Here is a 24023-nt window from a genome sequence, read left to right on the forward strand (position 1 = left end):
TAGTCATAAATATAGTTGTGATTTTGGCTTGATACATTTATTGAAGCACTTTATGTAATGAGGTTTTTTAAACGAAAATTTATTCTTATATTATCGCCACTATTGTTTTTTTATTTTCTCTGGTATTTAGAAATAAACCAAATATCTTTTTTGAAAAAAACTATTTTTTTGGTCTATTTTACCTGTTTATATGTCTACTAGGTGCATTCTATAAACAACAGGAATTAAGAATTAATTTGCGATAGTTAATATTTTCATTTTTGTTGAACTAATATTGATATATCCTGTTTTTTTACTAGATAATGGAAGAATTTTAATTCAAGCTCATAAATTTCCTCTATCCTTTCTATATCTGATTTATAGTCTTATACCAATTCATATATTTATTATTCTCAAACATATTTGGAAATACCCTCGGAAAAAACGTATTCGCAAAATCGTGCGTTGTTTTGAATGGTGCGGGCAAAATGTTTATCCTATCTATCTTCTCCAATCGCTGGTTTGTTCACTCCCGATACGCTTGACTACTCATATTCATAATGATGTACCTAATTTTCTTCTATATTTTCTTGTTCTGACATTCAATCTATTTATTACGTTACTTGTGGTACAACAGTATTTAAAGTTTGAATCACTGTGTATGAATCTAAGCAACACAATAACATCAATAAAGTTTTACAATTACCTTAAAAAATAACGACCAAGCATCATGTAATGTAAAATCATGTAAAAATACTTAGAGGGGTGACTTCTATAAGAATAATCTACTAATCTTTCTTGTTGGTTGTGTTGTGAAACACTTAGATTTTTATATTTACTGGAGTTTTAAAACTAACATTGTTCATACAGAGTCTTCCTAGAATAAAATTATGCAATCAAAAGAATCGATAGATTTAGATTTAAGCAGATATTTTGCTGGACTGAAGCGTCGTTGGTTAGTGGCTATTAATATCTTTACGGTAACAGTTGCTCTTAGTGCTTTATCTACCACCTTGCTGAAATCATCCTATGAAGCAGAAGGAAAACTTTTATTCAAAGTACCATCTTTTAAGATCATAGGTCAAAATTTATTAGCTAGTGGTTCAGAAGCTGAAGGGGATCTTAAATCACTGGTATCCAGTCAAAACCCTATTAATACTGAGATAGAGGTTCTCTCTTCTCCGATGATACTAGACAAGGTAATAGAAGAGCTAAATCTGAAAAACAAACAAGGTAAACCCTTAAATTATAATACTCTCAAATCTGGACTAACTTTAAAAATTATTGGTGGTACAGATGTTTTAAGAGTGGCTTATAAAAGTCGTAATCCTGAAGAGGGAGCAGCGATTGTGAACAAGGTGATGGACTTATATTTAGAGAACAGTATTCTTACAAGTAGAGCAGAAGCTGAAAAGACCAGAATGCTGATTGCTCAGCAATTAAATCAACCCAAATTAAATTTACAAAGAGCAGAATTAGCCTTACGCAGTTTTAAAGAACAAAATAAAATTGTCAATCTTGCAGAAGAATCTAAATTAGCAGTTTTACAAATTAACAATTTAGATACTCAGGTTGCTAATGTCAGTTCAGAATTAGAAAAAGTTACATCTAAAAATAATACACTCCGCAAGCAAATTTCTCTGGATGTAGAGCAAGCGATCGCTATAAATGATCTCTCTCAATCCCAGGCAATTCAATCTATTTTAACTCAAATTCAACAAGTAGAACAAAAACTCGCTTTAGAACGTAGTAGATTTCTGGATAACGATCCGAAAATAGTTGATTTGGAAACTAACAAAAAAAATCTGCAAGATTTATTACAAAAACAAACTAACCAAATTATTGGTAGTCAAGTAAAACTACCACAGACAAAGTTCCCACTTAGTGAACTTAAGCAAAGTATGATTAAAGAATTTTTGCAATCGGAACAAGAACGATTGAGTTTAATTAAAAAATTAAATTCTTTGTCTAAGTCTCGTGCAGATTATGAACAACGCTTACGAATTATACCCCAATTAGAACAAAATTTAGGTGAATTAGAACAAAATCTCGAAAGCGCTCGCTCGACTTATCAGACTCTCTTAACTAAAGTTCAAGAATTAAGACTAGCAGAAAGTAAAAATACTGCAAGTGCGAGGATTATTGCTAATGCTTTGGTTCCTGATAAACCAGATTCCAGAAATAAAATAATTGTTATATTGCTAGGTATTTTATTTGGGATATTTTTGTCAATTACTACAGTTTTGTTTTTAGAAATAAGAGATAGATCCCTAAAAACAATTCAAGAAATTAGAGAAATATTTGAATATACTTTACTAGGAATTATTCCTTCAGCAACTACGAAGAAAATAACATCTTCCCATCGGGATGTAGAGTTAACTAATCTGGAAGTAGCTGTCAGAGATACGCCTGATTCATTGACTAGCGAAATGTATCGCATGATTCAAGCTAATTTAAGATTTCTGAGTTCTGATCAAGTTCTCAAAAACTTAGTAATAACAAGTGCTTTACCTAGAGAAGGTAAATCTACTGTTTCAGCTAATTTAGCTGCTGCGATCGCTCAATTAGGACGTAGAGTTTTATTAATCGATGGAGATATGCGTTCTCCATCTCAACATCAATTCTGGCAATTGAATAATTTAGTAGGTTTAAGTGAAGTACTTGTTGGACAAGTAGAATTTATTACTGCTATATCTAAGGTAATGGATAATTTGGATGTTTTGACAGCAGGTGTCAGACCTCCCAATCCGTTGGCTTTGCTAGATTCAAAGCGAATGGCTGCATTAATCGCTGATTTTTCATCACAGTATGATTTTGTGATTATTGACGCTCCTCCTCTGCTTGTTGCGGCTGATTCCCTAACTTTAAGCCACATGACAGATGGAATTTTATTAGTATCTAGACCTAATGTAATTGATTCGGGTAGTGCCTGGGCTGCTAAAGATACATTAGAGCGTTCTGGACAAAAGGTTTTAGGTTTATTGATTAATGGTGTAACCGAGAAAAATGAATTTAGCAGTGATTTTTATGTTGCTAAAAAACATGAGTTCGACGAAACTAAAAAATGGCAAGAGGTAGTGCCTGTGGGGCAAACACATCCAAATATTAAAGATCAATAATCAAGGTGGAATTGCCAAAAATAACCATTTTTGGGCAAGTTGTTGATATGAAATAACCTAGAAAGCTTATTCTACCGTTCACAACTTTACGAACGCCAACTATCATTTATGGGCAAGTTCGTCTTGAAGCCGATTTTGAGCCATTAGCTGAAAAATTCCCTCAAGTATTTGCTATAAGCAAAGCACAGTAGGTGTTTAGCAGTCTGAGCATTTCCTTCGCGTACAATTTCCCGTTTTGGCTCGATGACCCCTAAATGGAGTTAAAAAACCTCAAAGCTTAATTACAGAAAGCCGCCGCTTTGTGTTGGTAATTGGTAATAGGTAACTGGCGCTATTACTGATTACCAAATCCCCACTCACAAGAGTAAGAGTATTGTATTTTTACTTTATTAATAAACTCTCAGGCACAATCTTAAAAACAACAAGCGATCGCCAATTCGCCATGATGTACTAAAGTATCTTTATCTAACATCTGTACAGAATATTCTGGAGTTACCGCCAATAGTCTTTCGATTCTCTCCTTAGCGGAATCTACTACTGACTCAGCCAGACTACCATCAGTTAAAGCATCAGCAAAATTTTCGGCAATTTTATAGGTACGCTCGATAGAAGACGCGTGGATATTGCGAGAAACAATAAATAAATCACAGCCAGCATTAAAAGCCCGCGCGACCGTACCACGTTCCATAAACATATCGGAAACTGCTTTCATATCTAAGTCGTCAGACACAACGACACCCTGAAAACCAAGTTCTTCCCGCAGTATAGTTTTGAGGATGGGGCGGGATAGGGTAGCTGGTAAATCTGGGTCGATTTTGGGAAATAAAATATGGGCGGTCATGATGAGGGGAATCCCTTCTTCAATCAAAGCTTTGAAGGGGATAAGTTCTCGCCTTCGTAATTCCTCTGGAGTCAGGTTGAGGATTGGTAATTCCACATGGGAGTCTTTGCTAGTATCACCATGTCCGGGGAAATGTTTGGCGCATCCCACAATTCCGGCTTCTGTCAGTCCCAAATAATATTCCCGCGCACCAGTAGCCGCAGTTTCAGGAGTATTTCCAAAGGCGCGAGAACCGATAATCGGATTTTGCGGATGGGAATAAATATCAGCTACAGGTGACCAAGATAAGTTGATGCCTAAAGATTTTAATTCAATTGCCGTGGCTTTTGCTACTTCACGGGCGTGCGATCGCAACAACAACGCCTGAGGAAATCTGGTAATCGGTAAAGGTGTCCTCACAACGCGTCCTCCCTCATGGTCTAAGGTAAAAAACATCGAATCGCGTTCTGCATATTCTTGTATTTGGCTATGTAACTCCTGAAAAGTCTCCAGCCAAACCTCGTAAGGTACACCATCTACAAAGTTTTTAGCAAAAAATATTACCCCTATTGGTTTCAATTCACCCAGAGCGCGTTTATCTTCATCACTCAAACTAGTACCAGAAATACCCAGAATTAAGTGATTTCCAAAGCGTTCTAGTCTCTGCAATGCTGGCATAATGCTTAACCTATAGTTGTGTAGCTAAAGACTGGATTAACAGCATAAATAATCTCAGCCCTTATCCTACACCCTCAATAGAGGTAATTAATACCAATTCAAAACTCAAAATTAACGCCGTGTGCAACTTTCTCTCAGACCTAACCCCCAACCCCTTCCCTACAAGGGAAGGGGCATAATAATTAAAGCCTCTCTCCTTGCAGGGGAGAGGTTTGGAGAGGGGTTTTAAGAATAAGTCGCACATCGCGTAAATTAGGAAAGCCAAACAGAATATGGGTTTGAATATATCTGTATCTGTACATTAATTATGCCCCAACACTTGAAAGCCCCTTAACCTCTCTTAACAAGATGCTGATTAATCAGTTTTATTAATCATGAAAACTTGTGAACGAGTATCAAAACCTCACCCATGAGTCTTTTATTCTCGTGAGCGAGTATCAAAACCTCGCCCATGAGTCTTTTATTCTTGTAGACGAGTATCAGAATCTCGCCCATGAGTCTTTTATTCTCGTGAACGAGTATCAAAACCTCACCCATGAGTCTTTTATTCTCGTGAACGAGTATCAGAATCTCGCCCATGAGTCTTTTATTCTCGTAGACGAGTATCAGAATCTCGCCCATGAGTCTTTTATTCTCGTGCGCGAGTATCAAAACTTCGCCCATGAGTCTTTTATTCTCACAGACAAGTCGAAACTTTGTTGAGTTGCGCTATCACTCCACCCAACCTGCAATCATATTTTCGCCAATCACGAATTACCGACCACCAAAGAATCAAGATTTTAAGCCTCTCCCCGCGTCGGGGAGAGGTTTGGAGAGGGGTTCTTCCAAATTCATTCTCCTCTACCCAAAGTCAAAGCAGAGCGTTATTTTCCCACGTAAATCAAAATCTCTTTGGGTGAAGCAACAGCGCAACCCAACCTTGTACATTGAGAGCAAGTTGCACAGAGCGTTAATCACAAATTTAACTCAGTCCTAACTGTCGCTTTAACGCTTCTGGCACATTAATCGCTGTATCCAGCCCTCGTACATTCTCCCAGTTTGTCTTTTCATCCCATTTGACATCTCCCCAAAATTCATCACCGAGGTTTGCGTGACTGAGGTCTGCACCATTGAGGTCTGCGCTAATGAGGTCTGCGCTAATGAGGTCTGCACTAATGAGGTTTGCACTTCTGAGGTCTGCACTTCTGAGGTCTGCACGACTGAGGTCTGCGTGGCTGAGGTATGCGCCATTGAGGTATGCACCATTGAGGTATGCGCCATTGAGGTATGCGCCACTGAGGTCTGCGCCACTGAGGTCTGCGCCATTGAGGTATGCATCTCTGAGGTCTGCACCTCTGAGATATGCACCACTAAGGTCTGCGCTTCTGAGGAATACTCCTTTGAGGAATGCGCCACTGAGGTCTGCGCCACTGAGGTCTGCGCCTCTGAGGAATTTGCCAACTATCCTAATAAAGTTCCCTAAATCCAACCCATCACTATAATTCATGATGCGAAGCAATCGGGCTGTGAGCCTATGTCCCTGCGGTTTCCCAGATGGATAAAAGACAATTTCTGCTTTCAGCTCATCTCGCCCTTGAGCATAGCGGTGTAACTCCAACAGCAGAATCATCACATTCAACCCAGCATAAACATCCACCTGACGCTGACCTAACCCTTGAATGCCATACCTTTGCAACTGTCGCAACTTCTTCTGGGGTAAAGTCTCCTCAGATGTGTCAATAAATTTCCCTTGACACCACTTACTATAAAACTTGTCTAACCGCTTAAATAATTCCACCCACCGGAAATCTTGACTCTCAGTTAACAACCCCATCAGGTAGTCTACAATTTCCTGTGTTAACCCACCGTAACCGAGTAAATCATAGATTTCCCAATTCATTACAGCTTCAGAAATAATTGGCTGTCTCCCCTCATCCCCATCGTAATATTGCGTCCAAGCCTTAAGCCGTGCTTTCAGGCGTTCAGCAAAGAGAAACTCCCCAAAACTTTTATGGAAGAACTCAACCCCACCTTCTTGTTTTTCCGCCGGACGAATGTAAAATGCAGCCAAAGCCGTTTTCAGTGCTTCATTCCCCAGTTTTTCTTTCGCTTTTTCAATTAAAGCCTTCGCTCCTTCATCTTCTTGTAAACGTGCTTCTAACATGGACATAGAAGCAAACTCACCACCAGACTGCACAACACAAACCGCAGCTTCCATGAGGATGCGTTTTAAATCCTCAGGCTTTTGTTTAGTTAACTCAATATTTAAATCAGTTCCATCTGGTTCAGAACGCTGTTTAGTCAGTACCCAATTTACAGCTTCTTGGTAAATGATAATTTTAGCGGTGCGATTATCACTTGCCTGCTCTAACTTATGAATATCTAATTTAGAATCTCGATACATTGCCGCTAATAAATAGAGCAATAGCGGTTCCTGAGCTAATTTCTTAACTTCATCGGGGCATTTATCACTTTGTAAAAACTGCTCAAACGCAATGGTTTTACCTTTATTTACTTGTACAGCTTCCCACTTATTTAACCATTGCTGTTGGAGTTGCCCATCCATTTCCACAATCTCCACCCGTTCCAAATTGCGGGGTAAATCAGCAATACCTTGTAAAGCCATCGACCTACCAGTAATGATAACTCGATGCCCCATTTCCCTATAATCTTTGCATTCTTTCTGAAAACCAGCTACTTGTTTAATAAAATCGCCCAAATTGAGGTTATTTCTCGTTTCAATATGCAGTTCATCAAAACCATCAAGAATAAACAAAAACCGAGTATTGGCATTAGTCAACCAGTTAGCATCACCTTGAATAAAACCCAGTTTTAATTCGGCTTTAATAGTATTCTCTAACCGTGTTTCAAAAGTGTCGATATCTCTCAAGCGAATTAAGATTGGTGTCCAAATTGGGTGTAACTGTCGCCACACTGTGTAAGCAAACATTCGACAGAAAACACTTTTCCCCCTGCCTGGGCCTCCTTGGATAAACATCACCTGTTCCAAGTTATCAGGATTCAACAGAATCGTTTTCGCCCAAGTGTCTAAATTGAATGAATCCTTTTCTTCATCTATCTTGCCATTTGCATCTACAGGCTTGGCTTTGATAGGTACATAAATATCTTTAAAGGCGAACTTTTCATCAAAAACTAACTCAAAAGGTTTCTGCTCAATATGAGTTTTTAAATAATTATCAATACTCTGAAACCTTTCCTGTTCTCTCTGCCAATCACCCAAGGAAGGCTGAATTAAAGTTTTTATCGCCTCACCCGCTTCTATCCAAGCTTTAATGATATGGCGGTGAGTGTTCCGAGCCACACGTTGGGTTAAAATGTCCGCTAGTCCTGGGGAAATATTTGCTGCTGCTAATCTAGCTAATAAAACCCTGTTGAAAGCTTCAGCTAAAGGTGATTCATGGAAACATCTGATTGCTTTACTCGCAGTATCAGAATTAAATTCAACATCATTGAGCTTTTCTATTTGCTGACTGATGGCTTGAATATCAAGCTTGGCATCCCAGTTAAAATTTTGATATATATTTAAACTTAAAATTTCTTTGGTGCTTTCCAAATAAGCCGCTTGACTAACTATAAAAAAGCAGTCTTCTAAGGATGGTTCTTTCTGATTTATATCACGGGCAAACTTTAACAAAGCAATGCCAATTGGTACAAAGGGCAACCCCGCACCTATAACCTGCGCCATTGGCGAACACAACACATCTAATAAAGAAGATGAGTTTTGCAGGACTGATTGCAAGATTTCTATACTATCACCCTCTTCTTTGAGAGTATTGGCAGCTTCCAAGACTGCCTTACCTGTCTCGACACTTGTACTTAGGCTTTCTGATACTGAAAATGACTGCCTAAATTCTTGCCAAGTTTGCCAGAAACGCTTGCCCATCCACTAACACCCGTATAACTACCGTTAATTCGAGCTTAGTGTAGCATTTTAGGGAACGCCGAGTAGGGAACTTCTAGATGAATCAATTCAAAATAAAAAAACGTGAGTTCGATAAATTTGGAAGAACCCCTCTCCAAACCTCTCCCCGACGCGGGGAGAGGCTTAAAACCCTGATTATTTGTTACTCAGTTATAGATTTTCAGCCCCTTCCCTTGTAGGGAAGGGGTTGGGGTTAGGTTCCGTCGAATTCACGTTAAAAAAATATCCAAAATGTAAGGGTGCGTCAGTATGAACAATTTCTGAGTATAGTTAGGTTCTATCGCACTGACGCACCCTACTAAACTCTAGACACGCCAGTGAGGTATTTTGAATTTTGAATTTTGAATTTTGAATTGATTTACCTCTTTCCCAACTTTTCCCGCAACGCCTCCGGCAGATTCAGCGCTGTCTCCAAACCGCGCACACCTTCCCATTGCTGAATTTCTCCCCAGGTCATATCTTCTAGGTTGGCTTCACTTAAGTCTGTATCGTCGAGAATGGCATAACTGAAGTTAGCGCTACTGAGGTCTGCACCATTCAAAATTGCGCCACTCAAGTTACTACCACTGAGGTTGGCGCTGTTGAGATTGGCAAAGCTGAAGTCAGTACCCAAAAGTACCGCATCGCTGAGGTCTGCACCTGTGAGGTCGGCTTCGCTGAGAATTCCGCCACTCAAATCGGCATCGTTGAGAACCACGCCAGTTAAATCTACGCCACTGAGGTCTGCACCTAAGAACATAGCACCGTTGAGTCTGGCGTAGTTGAGTTTCGCGCCGTTGAGTTTGGCATAACTGAGGTCGGCTGCCTCCAGAATGGCATCACTTAAGTTAGTACTAAAAAGAATGGTGTCGCTGAGGTTAGTACCGTTGAGGGTGGCGTGGGTGAGGTCTGCACCACTCAGGTCTGCACGACAAAGGTCGGCGCGACTGAGGTCAACATGATTGAGGTTGGCATCACTGAGGTTAGCACCAAATAAGATGGCGTTGCTGAGGTTAGCGCGACAGAGTTCGGCATCTCTGAAGTTGACACCACTGAGGTTGGCGTGGCTTAATTCGCCATCATTGAGGATGCAGCTACTCAAGTCAGCGCGGCTGAGGTCGGCACGTTCCAAGTTAGCACCGCTTAGGTTTGCACCTGTAAGGTTGGCGCTGCTGAGGTCGGCACTACTCAGGTTAGCACCACTGAGATTAACACTACTGAGGTTGGCATCACCAAAGTCTGCACCTGTGAGGTTAGCACCTTGGAAGTTTGCGCCTGTAAGGTTGGCATCACCAAGGTATGCACCACTGAGGTTAGCACCACTGAAGTTGACTCCCGTCAAGTTGGCATTTCCCAGGTATGCACCTTGAAAATTACCATCCCGGAGAAATTCCCCCACGATATTACTAAAGTTGCCAATTTCAATGGCATCGCTATAATTAATTACCCGCAGTAGTTGGGAGGTGAAAAAGCTGTCTGTATCTGGTGGGGAAGAAGGATAAAAGTTGATTTGTTGCCGCAGTTCTTCTTGCTCTTGGGCGTGGCGGTGTAATTCTAGAAGTAAAATCAGGACATTAAGCCCGGCGTAAATATCAATCTGCCTCAGTCCAATACCCTGATTTTGTGCTGCCATCTCCAGCAATTTTCGCTGAGGTAAGTTCTCGCTTGGTGGCGCATCGATAAATTCTCCTCGACACCAACGTTGATAAAAGTCTTCTAGGCGGTGAAATAGCAACTCTGGGCGAAATTCTCTTTCAAGGATAGGCAATTCTATAACTTTTTCGACTATTTCTGGAGTTAATGCACCATTACCGAGTAAATCATAAATCTCTTGTTGGAGTTGGCTACTACTAGTTGAAAATTGCCCCCTACTATCCTCTCTTATCCATGCCTCTAAACTGATTTGTAATCTTTCACATAAAATTTCTTTCTGTAAATTAACTTGAGAAAAGTTTACATCTTTGGCTGGTTTTTGTTGGTATTTTCCCAGAGGTAAAAATGAGCGACTACCTACATACTTTGTTGTAGGCCTATCTGTTGACCTTGTACCCCGAACGTAATTCTGTAATAGTTTCCAAACATGAGGTAGTTGTGACATTTTTTTATCCATTAATAATAAATTGTCAAGGTAGAAATATATAGATAAATTCAATGGTTTGGTGCTGTGAGAACATAAATGTTTAGTATAAAATAAATCCAAGTATTTAAAATTAAAATTACATCAACAACACCTGACATAAGGATTTTCTCGGTAGAAAATTTAATCTTTAAGAGGACGATCAGGCTATATGTTCTCAAAAATTGGGGAAATTGAGCTATTTTAAGGAAATAATTCTATTTTTAGGCGCTAACTCTACCAAAACAGATGTAAAAATAATACGTACTGTTTGCTACAAAGACGATTGTTAGGAAAAATACTACAACAAAACAGCACAAAAAATCTAAAAAATGCTGTTCCTCACCAAACTGAGAAGCTAATTGCTAGCCATCAGGTAGTTTTGGGTCTTTTCCGGTGAACAGACAACTAACTAACGTTCATAGCGCATGAGAAATAATTAACGATACTTATCAGGAATAAACTAGATGAGAAAATTTACCTTTTATTTAATATTGTTCAATGGATTATTTTTAGGAATTGCAACAGCGAACGCCAAGTTATCACCTGTAGATATAGTTAATCAACATTTGCAAAATTCTCCAATTATAGATATAACAACTAAGCCTCAAAAACCCATAACCAATCAACACCCCCATATATCTACACCCTTACATCCTGCTTACACTCTTTCCCCCTCTGCTGCTATCAAGCAATCACATCAGCCTCTACTACAAAGGCCAGAAAAAATTTGGGTAATTAACCAAAATCAACAGGTCAAGGATCAACCCTTTATTTGGGTGGTGAATGATCATAAAAAGGCAGCACAGCAACCATTTCTACAAGTTGGTAAATCCACAGATAAACCGGATAAGAAACCTGCTACAGAATCTAAGCCGGAAAAAAAGGATGACTTAGAATCTTTTGATGAAGTAGTAAAAGATACTGAAAAACTAGACGGTCTATTTACTCTCTATCGTCATAAAGAAAAGAATAAAATATATCTAGAAATTAAGCCAGAACAGCTAAATAAAAATTACTTAGCTACCGCAACCCTAGAATCTGGTATTGGCGAACAAGGAATTTACAGTGGTTTACCATTACAAGACTTTTTATTTTATTTCCAGAGAGTAGACAAAAAACTATCTTTTGTGGTGCGTAATGTGAATTTTCGCACAAGGGAAGGTGATCCACAAGCGCGATCGCTCGCCCGTTCGTTTAGCGATTCCGTTCTCTACTCGGTGGAAATCAAAAGCATCCATCCCCAAAGAAAAACCTTGTTAATTGACTTGGGTGACTTGCTGCTGGCAGATTTAGCCGGATTATCTTTGTTTACAGGATTGACTCCAAATACAGACCAGTCTTCCTTTGGCAGTGCTAAAACCTTTCCCCACAACTTAGAAATTGAGTCGGTATTGAACTTCTCTAGCAGTACTGGTACAAACCCTAACAATGAAATGTTATATTTCACGACCGTACCAGATAGTCGTGGCTTCACCCTCAGGGTTCACTATAGTCTTTCCCAACTACCAGAAAATAATTATCGTCCCCGGATAGCTGATGAACGGGTTGGTTACTTTATCACTGCTTACCAAGATTTATCTAAAGAAGAACGCAACGATCCTTTTGTCCGCTATATTAATCGCTGGCACTTAGAAAAGAAAGACCCGGAATCATCCCTATCTCGTCCCAAAAAACCCATTGTCTTCTGGATTGATAACGCCGTACCCTTACAGTACCGCGAAGCTGTCAAAGAAGGGATACTCATGTGGAACAAGGCCTTTCTTAAGGCGGGATTTCAAGATGCAGTGGAAGCCAGACAAATGCCAGACAATGCCGCATGGGACCCAGCCGATATTCGTTACAATACAATTCGTTGGATTAACACTGTTGATGGTTATTTTGCTATGGGGCCATCTCGCGTTAATCCTTTAACTGGGGAAATTTTGGATGCAGACATATTAGTTGATGCTAGTCTTGTCCGCTTACTCAAAAATCGATACAGCACACTTGTAGAACCTAGTCAACTCAATACCCGTACCTCCTTATCGGCATTAATGCGGAATCGGGGACTTTGTAACAAAGGTTTAGCCGCAAAAGCCAACAACACTACTCAAGAAAAATCTCCAAGACCAAATGGTTTTTTGCAGCGTTTATCCAAGCTAGCCGGTGATTATGACTTATGCTACGGCATGGAAGCCGCCAATCAATTTGCTTTTGGGGCTTTGTCCATGTCACTGCTACAAAACAACGCACCGAATCAAGAACAGCTACAAGAATATATCAATCAATATTTACGTTTAATTGTTGCCCATGAAGTAGGACATACCCTGGGTTTACGTCATAACTTCCGTGGTAGTAATCTGCTATCACCAGAAGAGATGAACAATCAAGAAATTAGCCGCCATAAAGGTTTGACAAGTTCGGTGATGGACTATATTCCACCGAATATTGCCCCCCAAGGGACACCGCAGGGAGACTATTTTCCCAGTATGGTGGGGTCTTATGATGATTGGGCTATTCAGTACGGTTATACCCAAACCAACGCGAAAACTCCCATAGCAGAAAAGCCGATTTTACAAGCAATCGCCAGCCAATCTTATAAGCCGGAATTGAGTTATTCTCCCGATGAGGATATGTATGACCTCGACCCCACCGCCGATGCTTGGGATCATAGTGGTAACGTGCTGGTTTATTCTCAATGGCAATTAGATAATTCTCGGTTGATGTGGGCAAATCTCAATAAACGTTTCCCTATGCCGGGAGAAAGTTATAGTGATTTAAGCGATCGCTTTAGCTCAGTTCTCAGTAACTATTTTCAGAATATCTTCTACACAACAAAATACATTGGTGGGCAGTCCTTCTACCGTCTACAGGCTGGGGAAATATCAGCTACTAAGCTAGCCAGTCGCCCAAATCACTTACCCTTTGAACCTGTACCTGTTGAACAACAACGGCAAGCACTCAAAACACTACAAAAGTATATTTTTGCTGAAGATGCCCTGAATTTTCCCCCAGACCTACTGAATAAATTAGCACCTTCTCGCTGGTATCACTGGGGGAGTTTTCCCCAAATTGGCCGCTTAGATTATCCCGTTCATGACTTAATATTATTCCTGCAAGCTGCTGTATTACGGGAATTACTGGCAGGCGATCGCCTCACTCGTCTCAAGGATATTGAACTCAAGAGCTTACCCGAAAAATCACTAGCATTACCTGAGCTTTTTGATACTTTGCAAGCTGGAGTTTGGACAGAAGTTCTCAAACCAAAAGCCGGGGCGCTGAAAATTACTAGCCTCCGGCGCGGCTTGCAGCGAGAATACCTCGATATCTTGATTGGTATGGTGTTGCGGCGAGAATACGTCCCGGAAGATGCCCGTTCCTTGGCTTGGTATAAACTTAAACAATTAAACGACAAACTCAAGTCAGTCAATACCAACGATGAATATACCAAAGCCCACTTGTTAGAAACTAGCGATCGCATTGAGAAAGCTTTGAATGCCCCATTGCAGGCGAATTAGGTTTGGGGAATGGGTAATGAAAGAGAATTTGATTTGTCCCCAATCCCTAATCCCCAATCCCCAATCCCCCTAACTCAACGATTCAACGCCTTAATAAAACGTTGTAAACTTTTGAAAACACTGGGCTTTCTGGCAGGTATAGCATCTGTTTCTGCTGTTTGTGCTTGCCCTTTCATGAGAATTAAATCTATTTCATCACCTGAAGGCTTTTTGGGTAAATTGGCAATTTTCGCCCAGTTACCATCATTTTCTACCCAAATTTCCCAGTCTCCGGGGTAAGAACGGAATAAAGCCGTTTCATCATCAATAGGACGTAGGTAGTAACAGGATTGAATGATATTGAGGAAACGCTCGCGGGTTTGTCTGGCTGTATAACCAATACCTACAGTACCTGCATCTTCTAAGCGAGGGTTGAGGAAAATAGCCGGGCGATCGCCTATTATTTCACAAATTTTCTCTAGTTGGGGTACTTCTACGGAAGTGGGGGAGATAAAGAGGAAAATTTCATCTTCTGGTTGAATTTTCGATTGAATAGAAGCAGTCCTTCCCGTACCAATATCCAAAATCTGAAAGGGTGCGTCTTTCCAATCACGACGAGCTAAAGCAGCAGCACCAGCATCAGCAAAGAAGACTTTCAAGCGAGATTCGTATTCTACCAAACAGGGGAGAAACTGTTCTGCTACAGGCATAAACTTGAGTTCGGGAAACAGCAACTCGACTTGGATGCGGTGACAACCGTCTGCGAGAGCTGCTTTAGTGGCTTCACGGGATTGGGCGATCGCGTCTTCTAAACTGTTGGGAAGTTCCGGCATAATATATTTATCTCTCAAGCATTTACTTCTATTGTTTCAGTTTATGAAAAATAGCGCCTCGCTAACTAGCTAAAGCTCAAGAGATAAACATACATATTAAACCGCGTAAAGACATGGTTAAGCGCCTCACACCCCCAGTTTCAGGAATTATTTGCTAGCTTAACCCAATTGAGCGATCGCCGCCGTAACATCCTCTACAAGTAAAAACCCTTATCTTCAAGGTGAAATTGGTGGGTCGTTACTAATCGAGAGAGCTTTTTTACTACGTTTCAATTGTTTCCAAAGAGACTTAATTTGCTTACAAGCTTCATCAGGAGAAAGCTTACCGGATGTTTCCAAAGCTGTGACATAGCCAATTTTGTTAGCAAATTCTCGCAAATCAGCGTTAAATGTAAGATTTTCTGCTTTCCCCCGACCGTAGTAGCGACTGCGAGCAGAAAAAAAGTTGTTTTTGTCGTTCCGATTAGACTCTACCATCACTTCACTTGCTTTTAAGACTGTTTGTAAATATTTTTTTATGGTTAGACAAATAGTATTCCCAGTTTTAAATCCTAAATTAACATCAAAATCAAATTAGGGCTTTCTCAGAAGTTGTCGATTATTTAAGCCAAAACACTCTTCTGTATGAGCGTGTATAATACCAAGCCCGGATAATCACTTGTAGTTGGCTTGAGTGGTAACGGGTTTCCGCCGTGAGCTTCAGTCGAACGGTAATTGTTTTTACTATTACCCATTCCCCATTACCAAGTTCCGCAGATATTATGAGGAATAATTTTTAGAAAAGAGTCAATCGATATGTGCCACGGTTGTTGGGATTATTGGAAGTAACAACTATATAGTAGGTATCATCCTCAGGCAACCTAGCTCGGTCAATTAAAGCACTATAAAGACCATCTTTAGCATTATCCGCAGCAATAGTCTTCCCTTGAGAATTCAGCAAGACTATATAAGGAGAAAACTCTTCATTGACACTATCTGCACGAATACTGACAAGCTGATTTTTTTTGCCTTGGAACTGAGACACATTATAAGCACTGCGATTTTGCTTAATAGTTAAACTTTGAGCATTCAGTTCCGCCGATTCGTCTAGGATATAGCTGGCTCTATCATTCCTGAGAGCTAAACTATAACGTCCTGTATCACCAGGGTTGCGACTAGTCACTGCAATCGTGTAAGTACCTTTGACAGGTAATCGTACAAAGACAAACGCATCCTGAAGATCACTATTTGTCCCAACACTACCTCTTTTTAAGATCACTTTATTATCAGGATCAAGGAGGAACATAAACGGACTGAGACTCAAATTGCTGGAGCGACGTGAATCAGTGCTACCACCCAGCCTGATTTGGAGTAGTTGGTTTTCTCTTCCCTCGAATTTATAGAAATGAAAATACCTTCCTTGGGACTGAAAATCACCTTTAGAAAGTACGCCAAAAGCGATATCTACGAAGTTAATCTCCCTAAAAGGAAGATTAGACAGGGAAACAGGGGAAATTTTGGCAGTTGAATTGCGGCTACCTGGATTTGTAGCTGATTGACGACCTCTCTGCGGTGAAGCAGAGTTAGTTTGTCTAGAGTTAGAGTTGGACTGTGTAGATGTTCTAGGCGCAGAGTTAGTTTGTCTCGGCTGAGAAGTTGGGTTGGAATTTGATGGTGTGGATGTTCTATTTGCAGAATTACTTTCTCTAGGTTGGGGAGTTGGATTAGAGGCTGTTGAGTTGGAAGATTCACGAACAGGAATGGGTGACTCGATTGATTGCTTGCTTTGTTGTGGAGTTGCAGGCGGTGGAGAAGTAGGGATTTGCTCGATAGCTTGTTGTACTGCTTCTGGTTGTCTCTCGTCTGGGGTTTTAGCTATTATCAGTTTTCCAGAGTTCTCATGGATATCAAGAGCCTTTATAGGCAAAGTATAGTTTGCAACTACTAAGCCACTGCTCATGGAAGCAATCAAAGCTAAGTTAAATTTGAACCAATAATTTTTGTTCTTCTGTTCTGCCATAATTTCACTCCTCATACTGCTAGTATTGAGTTATTTATATAACTTCAGATAGATAGCCTTATCTACTTTTAATGCTGGACAATATCCAAGTATTGGCAAATTTTGTTTTGCCTCGTTTATTGTTATACTATGAAAGAAACTTTATATACAAAAGATACTAGATTTTTGGAGTCAATAACTTCACTATACTTTATTAGGAACATATAGCTCACATATAGGAATTGATATTAAGCAGGGATAAGATTCATACTTAATTTTTGAAATATACCCAGAGTGGGCAGCCACCCCCACTCACACTGATATTTGTTGCAATAATCAAATCTGATTCCTAGAGAATGTTAACTGTTTTTGAAAAAAATCATCTTCCATCTTCAATCTCTTAGTTACATTTGTATAAAATTTTTGATTTAACATAATGCACCAGGTTGATAGCAAAACTATAACTGTTGGATTGACATATACTCAAACTGTACACGGATTCCCAGTATGCTTTGCTGTTTGAATCCTAATTGCTCCATGCCTCAAAATCCTGATGGCAAAATGTATTGCCAACGCTGCAATACACAATTGATACCCTTATTAAGGGGGCATTATCGCATCATCAAGGTACTATCGGATGAAGGTGGGTTTGGGAGAACATATCTATCAGAAGATATAGATAAATTGAACGAATTGTGTGTAGTTAAACAATTTGCACCTAAAGTTCAAGAAAATTCAGCTATGAAAAAAGCCGTTGAGTTATTTAAACAAGAAGCTCAACGCTTGCAACATTTAGGAGAGCATCACCAGATTCCTACCCTACTAGCTTACTTCGAGCAAGATAATTATTTATTTTTGGTGCAACAGTTTATTAATGGAAACAATCTATTACAAGAATTACGTCAAGGGGTAGTTTACAACGAAAGTACAATTGTCGAATTTCTCTTAGATTTACTCCCTGTATTGAAATATATTCATGAGCGTGGGGTAATTCATCGAGATATTAAGCCACAGAACATCATCCGCCGTCAGAGTGATGGGGGATTAGTGCTAATTGATTTTGGTGCTGCCAAGCAGCTAAAAGCGACAATGCAGACTCAATTGGGAACCACTATTGGCTCGCTCGGTTACACCCCAATTGAACAAATGCAGTATGGCAAAGCTTACCCAGCGAGTGATTTATTTAGTCTGGGTGCGACTTGCTTTCATCTGTTGACGGGGATTAACCCATCTAATTTGTTTGTCGAACAAGGCTACAGTTGGGTTGAATCCTGGCAGCAATATTGGAACACTTTAGATTCCGATAGAAAAGAAGGTGAATATCTAGTTAAGGTTTTGAACAAGCTGTTAGAAACGGATATTCAAAGGCGTTATCAATCGGCTGATGAAGTGATGAATGATTTGATCAAGCAGCGATCGCTACTCTCAAGATTAAAAACTACAATACCAAAGTCTGCTCTCTTTTCCACATCTTGGTCTGCATCAACCTCATTAACCGCGTCTACAACCAAAAAACAAGCTCGGAAATCACTCAATGGTAAGTTTAAACAACAACTCCTCATAAATACCATGAGTGCGCTGTTAGGTTTAGTGGGCGTTGGGCATTTACAGTCTCTCCCGCAGCTAATTACTAAATTTTCCGAAATCTCTACTCAACCTTACACTCTCAAGGGTCATGCCAGTGATGTAAATTCCGTTGCTTTTTCTCCTAATGGAGAATTTCTAGCTAGTGGCAGTGATGACAAAACTATTAAAGTTTGGAATTTAAAAACTAAACAGAAAATCCATACTCTTCCAGGTCATTCTGGCTGGGTTTGGGCTATTGCTTTCTCCCCAGATGGTAAAACTCTTGTTAGTGCAGGTGCTGATAAGACCATCAAATTGTGGAATCTGGCAACTGGAACAGAAATTCGCACTCTGAAAGGGCATTCTCAGGGAGTAGCTAGCGTTGCGTTTAGTCCAGATGGCAAGACTCTAGCTAGTGGCAGCTTAGATAAGACAATCAAACTGTGGAACCTAGCAACAGGCAAAGAAATCCGCACGTTGTCAGAACATTCCAATGTGGTTGCCAATGTAGCCTTTAGTCCAGATGGCAAAACTCTTGCTAGTGGCAGTTGGGATAAAACAATTAAATTATGGAATCTCACAACCAACAAGGTATTTCGTACCTTGGAAGGACATTCCGATTTGGTCATGTCTGTAGTCTTCAATCCAGATGGCAAAACTCTTGCCAGTGCTAGTAAGGACAAAACGATTAGATTGTGGAATCTGGCAGCAGGAAAGACTATCCGCACCCTAAAAGGGCATTCTGACAAGGTTAATTCTGTTGTCTATGTACCAAGAAATAGCACAGTTCTTGCCAGTGGCAGTAATGACAACACAATTAAACTATGGAATTTAACGACAGGAGAGATAATCCGCACCTTAAAGCGCGATTCTGGATACATTTATTCCGTAGCCATTAGTCCCGATGGGCGTAATCTTGCTAGTGGCGGTAGTGCTGAGAATATTATCAAAATTTGGCCGATGAGTTGGTGAATCTGTTTCCCATTGATTAATGACTAATCACTAATTCTCCTGGTACCAACCTCTGTAAGATTTGTTTTAAGACCATCGCCGTCCAATCTACATCGGCTGCTGTAGTCTCACGCCCTAATGTCAACCTAATTCCTCCCAAGGCGGCTTTTGTTGAGTAACCCATTGCCAACAATATGGGGCTAGGACTAAGTTTACCACTATGACAAGCTGCGCCCGCACTAATGCCAATACCGGCAAGGTTTAAATGACGCACTAAGGTTTTACCACTGAGTTTTTCGCCGTCGGCTTGTTCGAGGTAGAAACTTACATGATGAGGTAGACGATTTTCTCTGTCGCCGGTGGGGATTAAACCAGGGACATCTGCTAACTGGGCAAATAAGCGATCGCGTAATTTCATTAAACGTGGTATCTCTATAGATAATTCCTCTGCGGCAATTTCGGCAGCAACACCAAAACCGGCGATGATGGGTACTGCTTGCGTACCAGAACGTAATCCCCTTTCTTGTCCACCACCATTCAATAAAGGCAACAATTCCACACCAGGACGAATATATAGCGCCCCCACCCCTTGCGGCCCGTATAGCTTGTGACTAGAAAGACTGAGTAAATCTACAGGTAGTTGCTGCACATCTATAGGTAAACGTCCCACTGCTTGCACTGCATCTGTGTGGAACAACGCCCCATGTTGTTGAGTTATCTTACCTAACTCTGCAATTGGTTGGACTGTGCCAATCTCACTTTGACCGTAAATCACAGAAACTAAAACCGTGTTATGTCGTAACGCAGCTTTTAAATCTTCGGGGTTAACTCTCCCTGTATTATCCACACCCAAGCGGGTGACTTCCCAACCCCATTTTTCTAGTAAGTTGGCAGGTTCGCTAATAGCCGAATGTTCCACACTAGAAATAATGATATGTTGCGGCACATTTTGCATTCTGACAACACCCATAATTGCTAGGTTGTTGGCTTCCGTACCGCCAGAGGTAAAAATAATTGATTCGGGATTGGCAGCGTTAATTAACCCTGCTACCTGTACTCTTGCTTGTTCTACAATAGTCGTTGCCCGTTGTCCCCATTCATGTAGACTAGAAGGATTCCCCCACTGTTGAGTCAGGACTGATTGCATAACTGCGATCGCTTCTGTACAAGTGGGAGTAGTAGCACTGTAATCTAGATATATTTGCATATAAGGCAAGGGCAGGGGCAGAGGGGAATAAATACTGACTGTTGACTATGGATTAATCACAAATGTGGGAATTATATATATGTCTATTCCCATCCCACTTGTAGCAGATTAACGTGCGGATTTTCCCAGCATTTAGGAATTTTTGGGTATTTTTTTTGATAGTGGCGATCGCCGCCTGTCAAAAAGTCCAATCTCACAATAATCGTCCTGCACCTCTACCGCAAGACTCATTTGTGAAAGTTTACTTTAATCAATCCGAATCCTCAGAATATCGAGAACCTTACCGTCAACAAACTCGACTGGGAGATAACTTAGAACAGCAGATTATTGACGCTATTTCTCAAGCTAAATCTACTATCGATGTAGCAGTACAAGAATTGCGTTTACCGAGAATCGCCCAAGCCCTCAAAGACAAACAAAAAGCGGGAATCAAAGTCAGAGTAATTTTAGAAAATACCTATACTCGTTCTTTGAGTAACTTGACACCAGATGAAGTCAAGAAATTACCTGAACGGGAACAAGCACGCTATCAAGAATACTTTAAATTTGTAGACCTAAACCAAGATAATCAACTCAGTCCTGAGGAAGTTAATCAGAGGGATGCACTGATAATTTTACAAAATGCCAAAATTCCTTGGATAGATGATCAAGCTGATGGTTCAGCAGGTAGTAAGTTGATGCACCATAAGTTTGTGGTTGTAGATAATCGCATAGTAATTGTGACTTCGGCAAACTTCACCTTAAGCGACGTTTTCGGGGATTTCTCTAATTCTTCAAGTTTGGGAAATGCCAACAACCTATTACACATTGATAGCCCAGAATTAGCAGCTTTGGTCACAGAAGAATTCAACCTCATGTGGGGTGATGGTGTTGGAGGTAAACCAGACAGTAAATTCGGTTTAAATAAACCTGTACGTCCTCCCCAAAAAATTACCTTGGGTGACAACACAATTACTGTGCATTTTTCCCCAACTTCACCCACCTTACCTTGGACTCAAAGCAGCAATGGCTTAATTAATGAAAGCTTAAATTTAGCGAATAAATCTATTGATATGGCGTTGTTTGTTTTTTCCGAACAGCGTCTTGCTAATACATTAGAAAAACGTCATCAACAACAAGTCTCAATTCGAGCATTAATTGATAAACAATTCGCCTATCGTTATTACAGCGAAGCTTTAGATATGATGGGAATTGCCCTGGGTAATAAATGCCGATATGAAATTGATAATCGACCTTGGTCTAATCCCGTTACTACGGTGGGCGTACCCACTTTACGAGAAGGAGACCTGCTACACCATAAATTTTCTGTTATCGACAACCAAACGGTAATTACAGGTTCTCACAACTGGTCTGATGCAGCAAATCATGGCAATGATGAGACTTTGATAGTAATTAATAATCCCACAATTGCTGCTCATTATGAGCGTGAATTTGCTCGTCTTTACGCTAAAGCTCAAGTCGGTGTCCCAGCCAAAGTCCAAGCACAAATTCAACAAGAACAAAAGCAATGTGGTCAAATTAAAACTCCTACTTCCAGTGAACTTACTCCTACTCAAGTGGTGAATATCAATACAGCAAATTTGGCAGAATTGGAGACCTTACCCGGTGTAGGTAAAAAGCTAGCCCAAAAAATTATCACCGCCCGTCAGCAGAGAAAATTTGTCTCATCACAAGACTTGGATAAAGTACCTGGAATCAGTCCAAAGATGATAGAAAATTGGCAAGGGCGTATTCAATTTTAGTGTGTGATTTTAAATTTTTTAATCTTGCTCTTAATAACATATTTTTGCAAATAAATGAGGTATATAACAGGAGCATTAAATATGTAAATTCTTCTTGTTATTAAACATTTATCATTGTTTTAATAACTTGTATAATAACTTGAGGTGACTGGGAAATATCGACACGTATAACATCATCTGGTTCCTCAAGTGATGCAAATTGACTTGTGAGCAATTCGACATTCATGAAATGATGCTCACGCTTTTGTAGTCTTGTTTGAATGAGTTCAAATGTCCCTTGCAGGTAGACTAGTTTAATATCAGTATCTAATAATAAAAATTGCCGATAGCTAGCTTTGAGGGCAGAACAAGCTAAGACAACATTTCTATTGTTTTGCAACCAATTTGTAATAGCGGTTTGCAAACTTTGTAACCAAGGTATTCTATCAGCATCATCCAGAGGAATACCACGCCGCATTTTCTCAATATTTTCTAGTGAGTGGAAACTGTCAGCGTCATAAAATTCCCAGTGTAAAGATTCCGCCAACATTTGTCCGATGGTGGTTTTACCAGAACCAGATACACCCATGATGATAATTATCATTGCTGAGATTAAATTACCAGTTTTGCTAAACCTAAATAACGGATGCCTTCTGGGGTAACATCGAAACGACAAGGTAAAACTTCTAAACCTAAGGCGATCGCTTCTCGTAACAACTTACCATATATAGGATCTGTACTATCACCAGGGGCAAACTCTGTACAATCACCACGATTAATAAAATACAGCATTACTGATCGCGTTTGTGGCAATAACGTCATTAATTCCCGTAAGTGCTTTTGTCCCCTTGTGGTTTCTGTATCGGGGAATAATGCTAAAGTCCCTTTTGCCCAAGTTGTATTTTTTACCTCTAGATAAATTGGGCGTTCTGTATCACTTCCTGTCAAAAAGAAGTCCACCCGACTTTTTTTATCTACCCCGTAAACTACCTCACTTTTGATGTGGTTATAACTACCTAACTCTGGAAACAAGTATTTTGCCAAAGCCAACTTGACTATCTGATTTGGTAAAGCTGTATTTACACCTACCCAAGTCGGCTCGTTATCGTGTACTTGAATCAGTTCTAGAGTATAAGCCAATTTACGCTTAGGATTGGCACTTTTAGAAAGTTGTACCACACTCCCTAGAGTTGAGACTCCGGTCATGGGGCCTGTATTGGGACAATGTGCTGTTACGACTTCGCCGGAAGCTAGTTGTACATCAGCGAAAAAGCGCTTATAGCGCTTTAGCAAAATGCCAGGATATAAAGGTGGGTAACTGTAGAGCCAATCAATCATGTTTAAGGGGGTTGGGGATTAGGGACTGGGGATTAGGGACTGGGGTTGGGAAGATAGATTTCCATACCCTGATACCGATTCACCAAAATTATGAAACAGATACCAACCCGGAAACTTTAAGTCTTTAGCTGTCTAGCTTCAAGGAGCGATGAGTGTTGAGCATTCAGCTAAAAACTACTGGCCTTTTTTCAGTACTTAGCCAATATACACCTAAGTACTGACTATTTAAAATCTTTACTTACAAGAGAATTGGGATACTAGTAATAAGTGATACTCCCATTACCCATTACCCATTACCATTAATCTGTTTGGCATATCCTATGGTTGAGCTTTTGTT

General features: G+C 40.2%; 14 protein-coding genes. 5 read left to right on the forward strand and 9 right to left on the reverse strand.

Annotation, left to right across the window (positions count from 1 at the left end; all coding sequences use genetic code 11):
* The first annotated feature begins 869 nt into the window (after positions 1-869).
* On the forward strand, positions 870-3098 hold the full coding sequence (locus GSQ19_RS04010; RefSeq protein ID WP_011321504.1) for a GumC family protein: 2229 nt from the start codon (positions 870-872) through the stop codon (positions 3096-3098).
* A 412-nt stretch (positions 3099-3510) separates the two neighbouring features.
* Here the strand turns inward: GSQ19_RS04010 and nagZ are convergent, their stop codons facing one another.
* Positions 3511-4596, reverse strand: coding sequence for a beta-N-acetylhexosaminidase (gene nagZ / locus GSQ19_RS04015; RefSeq protein ID WP_011321505.1), 1086 nt, complete (start codon positions 4594-4596; stop codon positions 3511-3513).
* Positions 4597-4980: 384 nt separating this feature from the next.
* Here nagZ and GSQ19_RS04020 point away from each other — a divergent pair, with 384 nt between their 5' ends.
* Entirely contained in the window at positions 4981-5298 is a 318-nt protein-coding gene (locus GSQ19_RS04020) for a hypothetical protein (RefSeq protein ID WP_011321506.1), read from the forward strand.
* A gap of 259 nt (positions 5299-5557) precedes the next feature.
* On the opposite strand, the gene GSQ19_RS04025 is transcribed toward GSQ19_RS04020, so the two are convergent.
* Both GSQ19_RS04025 and GSQ19_RS04030 read right to left on the reverse strand, forming a co-directional pair.
* Complete coding sequence (locus GSQ19_RS04025) at positions 5558-8479, reverse strand: NACHT domain-containing protein (RefSeq protein WP_011321507.1); 2922 nt, start codon at positions 8477-8479, stop codon at positions 5558-5560.
* Positions 8480-8876: 397 nt separating this feature from the next.
* Positions 8877-10595, reverse strand: coding sequence for a pentapeptide repeat-containing protein (locus tag GSQ19_RS04030; protein ID WP_041457097.1), 1719 nt, complete (start codon positions 10593-10595; stop codon positions 8877-8879).
* Positions 10596-11080: 485 nt separating this feature from the next.
* On the opposite strand from GSQ19_RS04030, the gene GSQ19_RS04035 reads away from it, so the two are divergent.
* Positions 11081-14113 carry a zinc-dependent metalloprotease gene (locus GSQ19_RS04035; RefSeq protein WP_011321509.1) on the forward strand — a complete coding sequence of 1011 codons (3033 nt, stop codon included), beginning with the start codon at positions 11081-11083 and terminating at the stop codon, positions 14111-14113.
* 74 nt (positions 14114-14187) lie between these two features.
* Here GSQ19_RS04035 and GSQ19_RS04040 read toward each other — a convergent pair whose 3' ends face one another.
* From GSQ19_RS04040 to GSQ19_RS04050, 3 genes are all read right to left on the reverse strand, one after another.
* The gene (locus GSQ19_RS04040; protein ID WP_011321510.1) at positions 14188-14925 is read right to left on the reverse strand and encodes a DUF1995 family protein; all 738 of its coding nucleotides are present in this window, start codon (positions 14923-14925) and stop codon (positions 14188-14190) included.
* Positions 14926-15141: 216 nt separating this feature from the next.
* Positions 15142-15402: a DUF7219 family protein gene (locus GSQ19_RS04045; RefSeq protein WP_011321511.1), complete on the reverse strand. Its 261-nt coding sequence runs from the start codon at positions 15400-15402 to the stop codon at positions 15142-15144.
* 298 nt (positions 15403-15700) lie between these two features.
* A complete protein-coding gene (locus tag GSQ19_RS04050) occupies positions 15701-16924 on the reverse strand; it encodes a PPC domain-containing protein (RefSeq protein WP_011321512.1) in 1224 nt (407 codons plus the stop codon).
* Positions 16925-17410: 486 nt separating this feature from the next.
* Here GSQ19_RS04050 and GSQ19_RS04055 point away from each other — a divergent pair, with 486 nt between their 5' ends.
* Positions 17411-19441 carry a serine/threonine-protein kinase gene (locus GSQ19_RS04055; RefSeq protein ID WP_011321513.1) on the forward strand — a complete coding sequence of 677 codons (2031 nt, stop codon included), beginning with the start codon at positions 17411-17413 and terminating at the stop codon, positions 19439-19441.
* Between the two features lie 16 nt (positions 19442-19457).
* On the opposite strand, the gene GSQ19_RS04060 is transcribed toward GSQ19_RS04055, so the two are convergent.
* Positions 19458-20627 (reverse strand): cysteine desulfurase family protein, encoded by a 1170-nt coding sequence (locus GSQ19_RS04060; protein ID WP_011321514.1) that lies wholly within the window; start codon positions 20625-20627, stop codon positions 19458-19460.
* A 113-nt stretch (positions 20628-20740) separates the two neighbouring features.
* Here GSQ19_RS04060 and GSQ19_RS04065 point away from each other — a divergent pair, with 113 nt between their 5' ends.
* A complete protein-coding gene (locus GSQ19_RS04065) occupies positions 20741-22369 on the forward strand; it encodes a DUF655 domain-containing protein (protein WP_041456500.1) in 1629 nt (542 codons plus the stop codon).
* Between the two features lie 100 nt (positions 22370-22469).
* On the opposite strand, the gene GSQ19_RS04070 is transcribed toward GSQ19_RS04065, so the two are convergent.
* Both GSQ19_RS04070 and sfsA read right to left on the reverse strand, forming a co-directional pair.
* Entirely contained in the window at positions 22470-22952 is a 483-nt protein-coding gene (locus tag GSQ19_RS04070; RefSeq protein WP_041456504.1) for a gluconokinase, read from the reverse strand.
* A gap of 8 nt (positions 22953-22960) precedes the next feature.
* Positions 22961-23686 carry a DNA/RNA nuclease SfsA gene (gene sfsA, locus GSQ19_RS04075; RefSeq protein WP_011321517.1) on the reverse strand — a complete coding sequence of 242 codons (726 nt, stop codon included), beginning with the start codon at positions 23684-23686 and terminating at the stop codon, positions 22961-22963.
* Positions 23687-24023 lie beyond the last annotated feature (337 nt).

Source organism: Trichormus variabilis 0441, assembly GCF_009856605.1.
Taxonomy (GTDB): domain Bacteria; phylum Cyanobacteriota; class Cyanobacteriia; order Cyanobacteriales; family Nostocaceae; genus Trichormus; species Trichormus variabilis.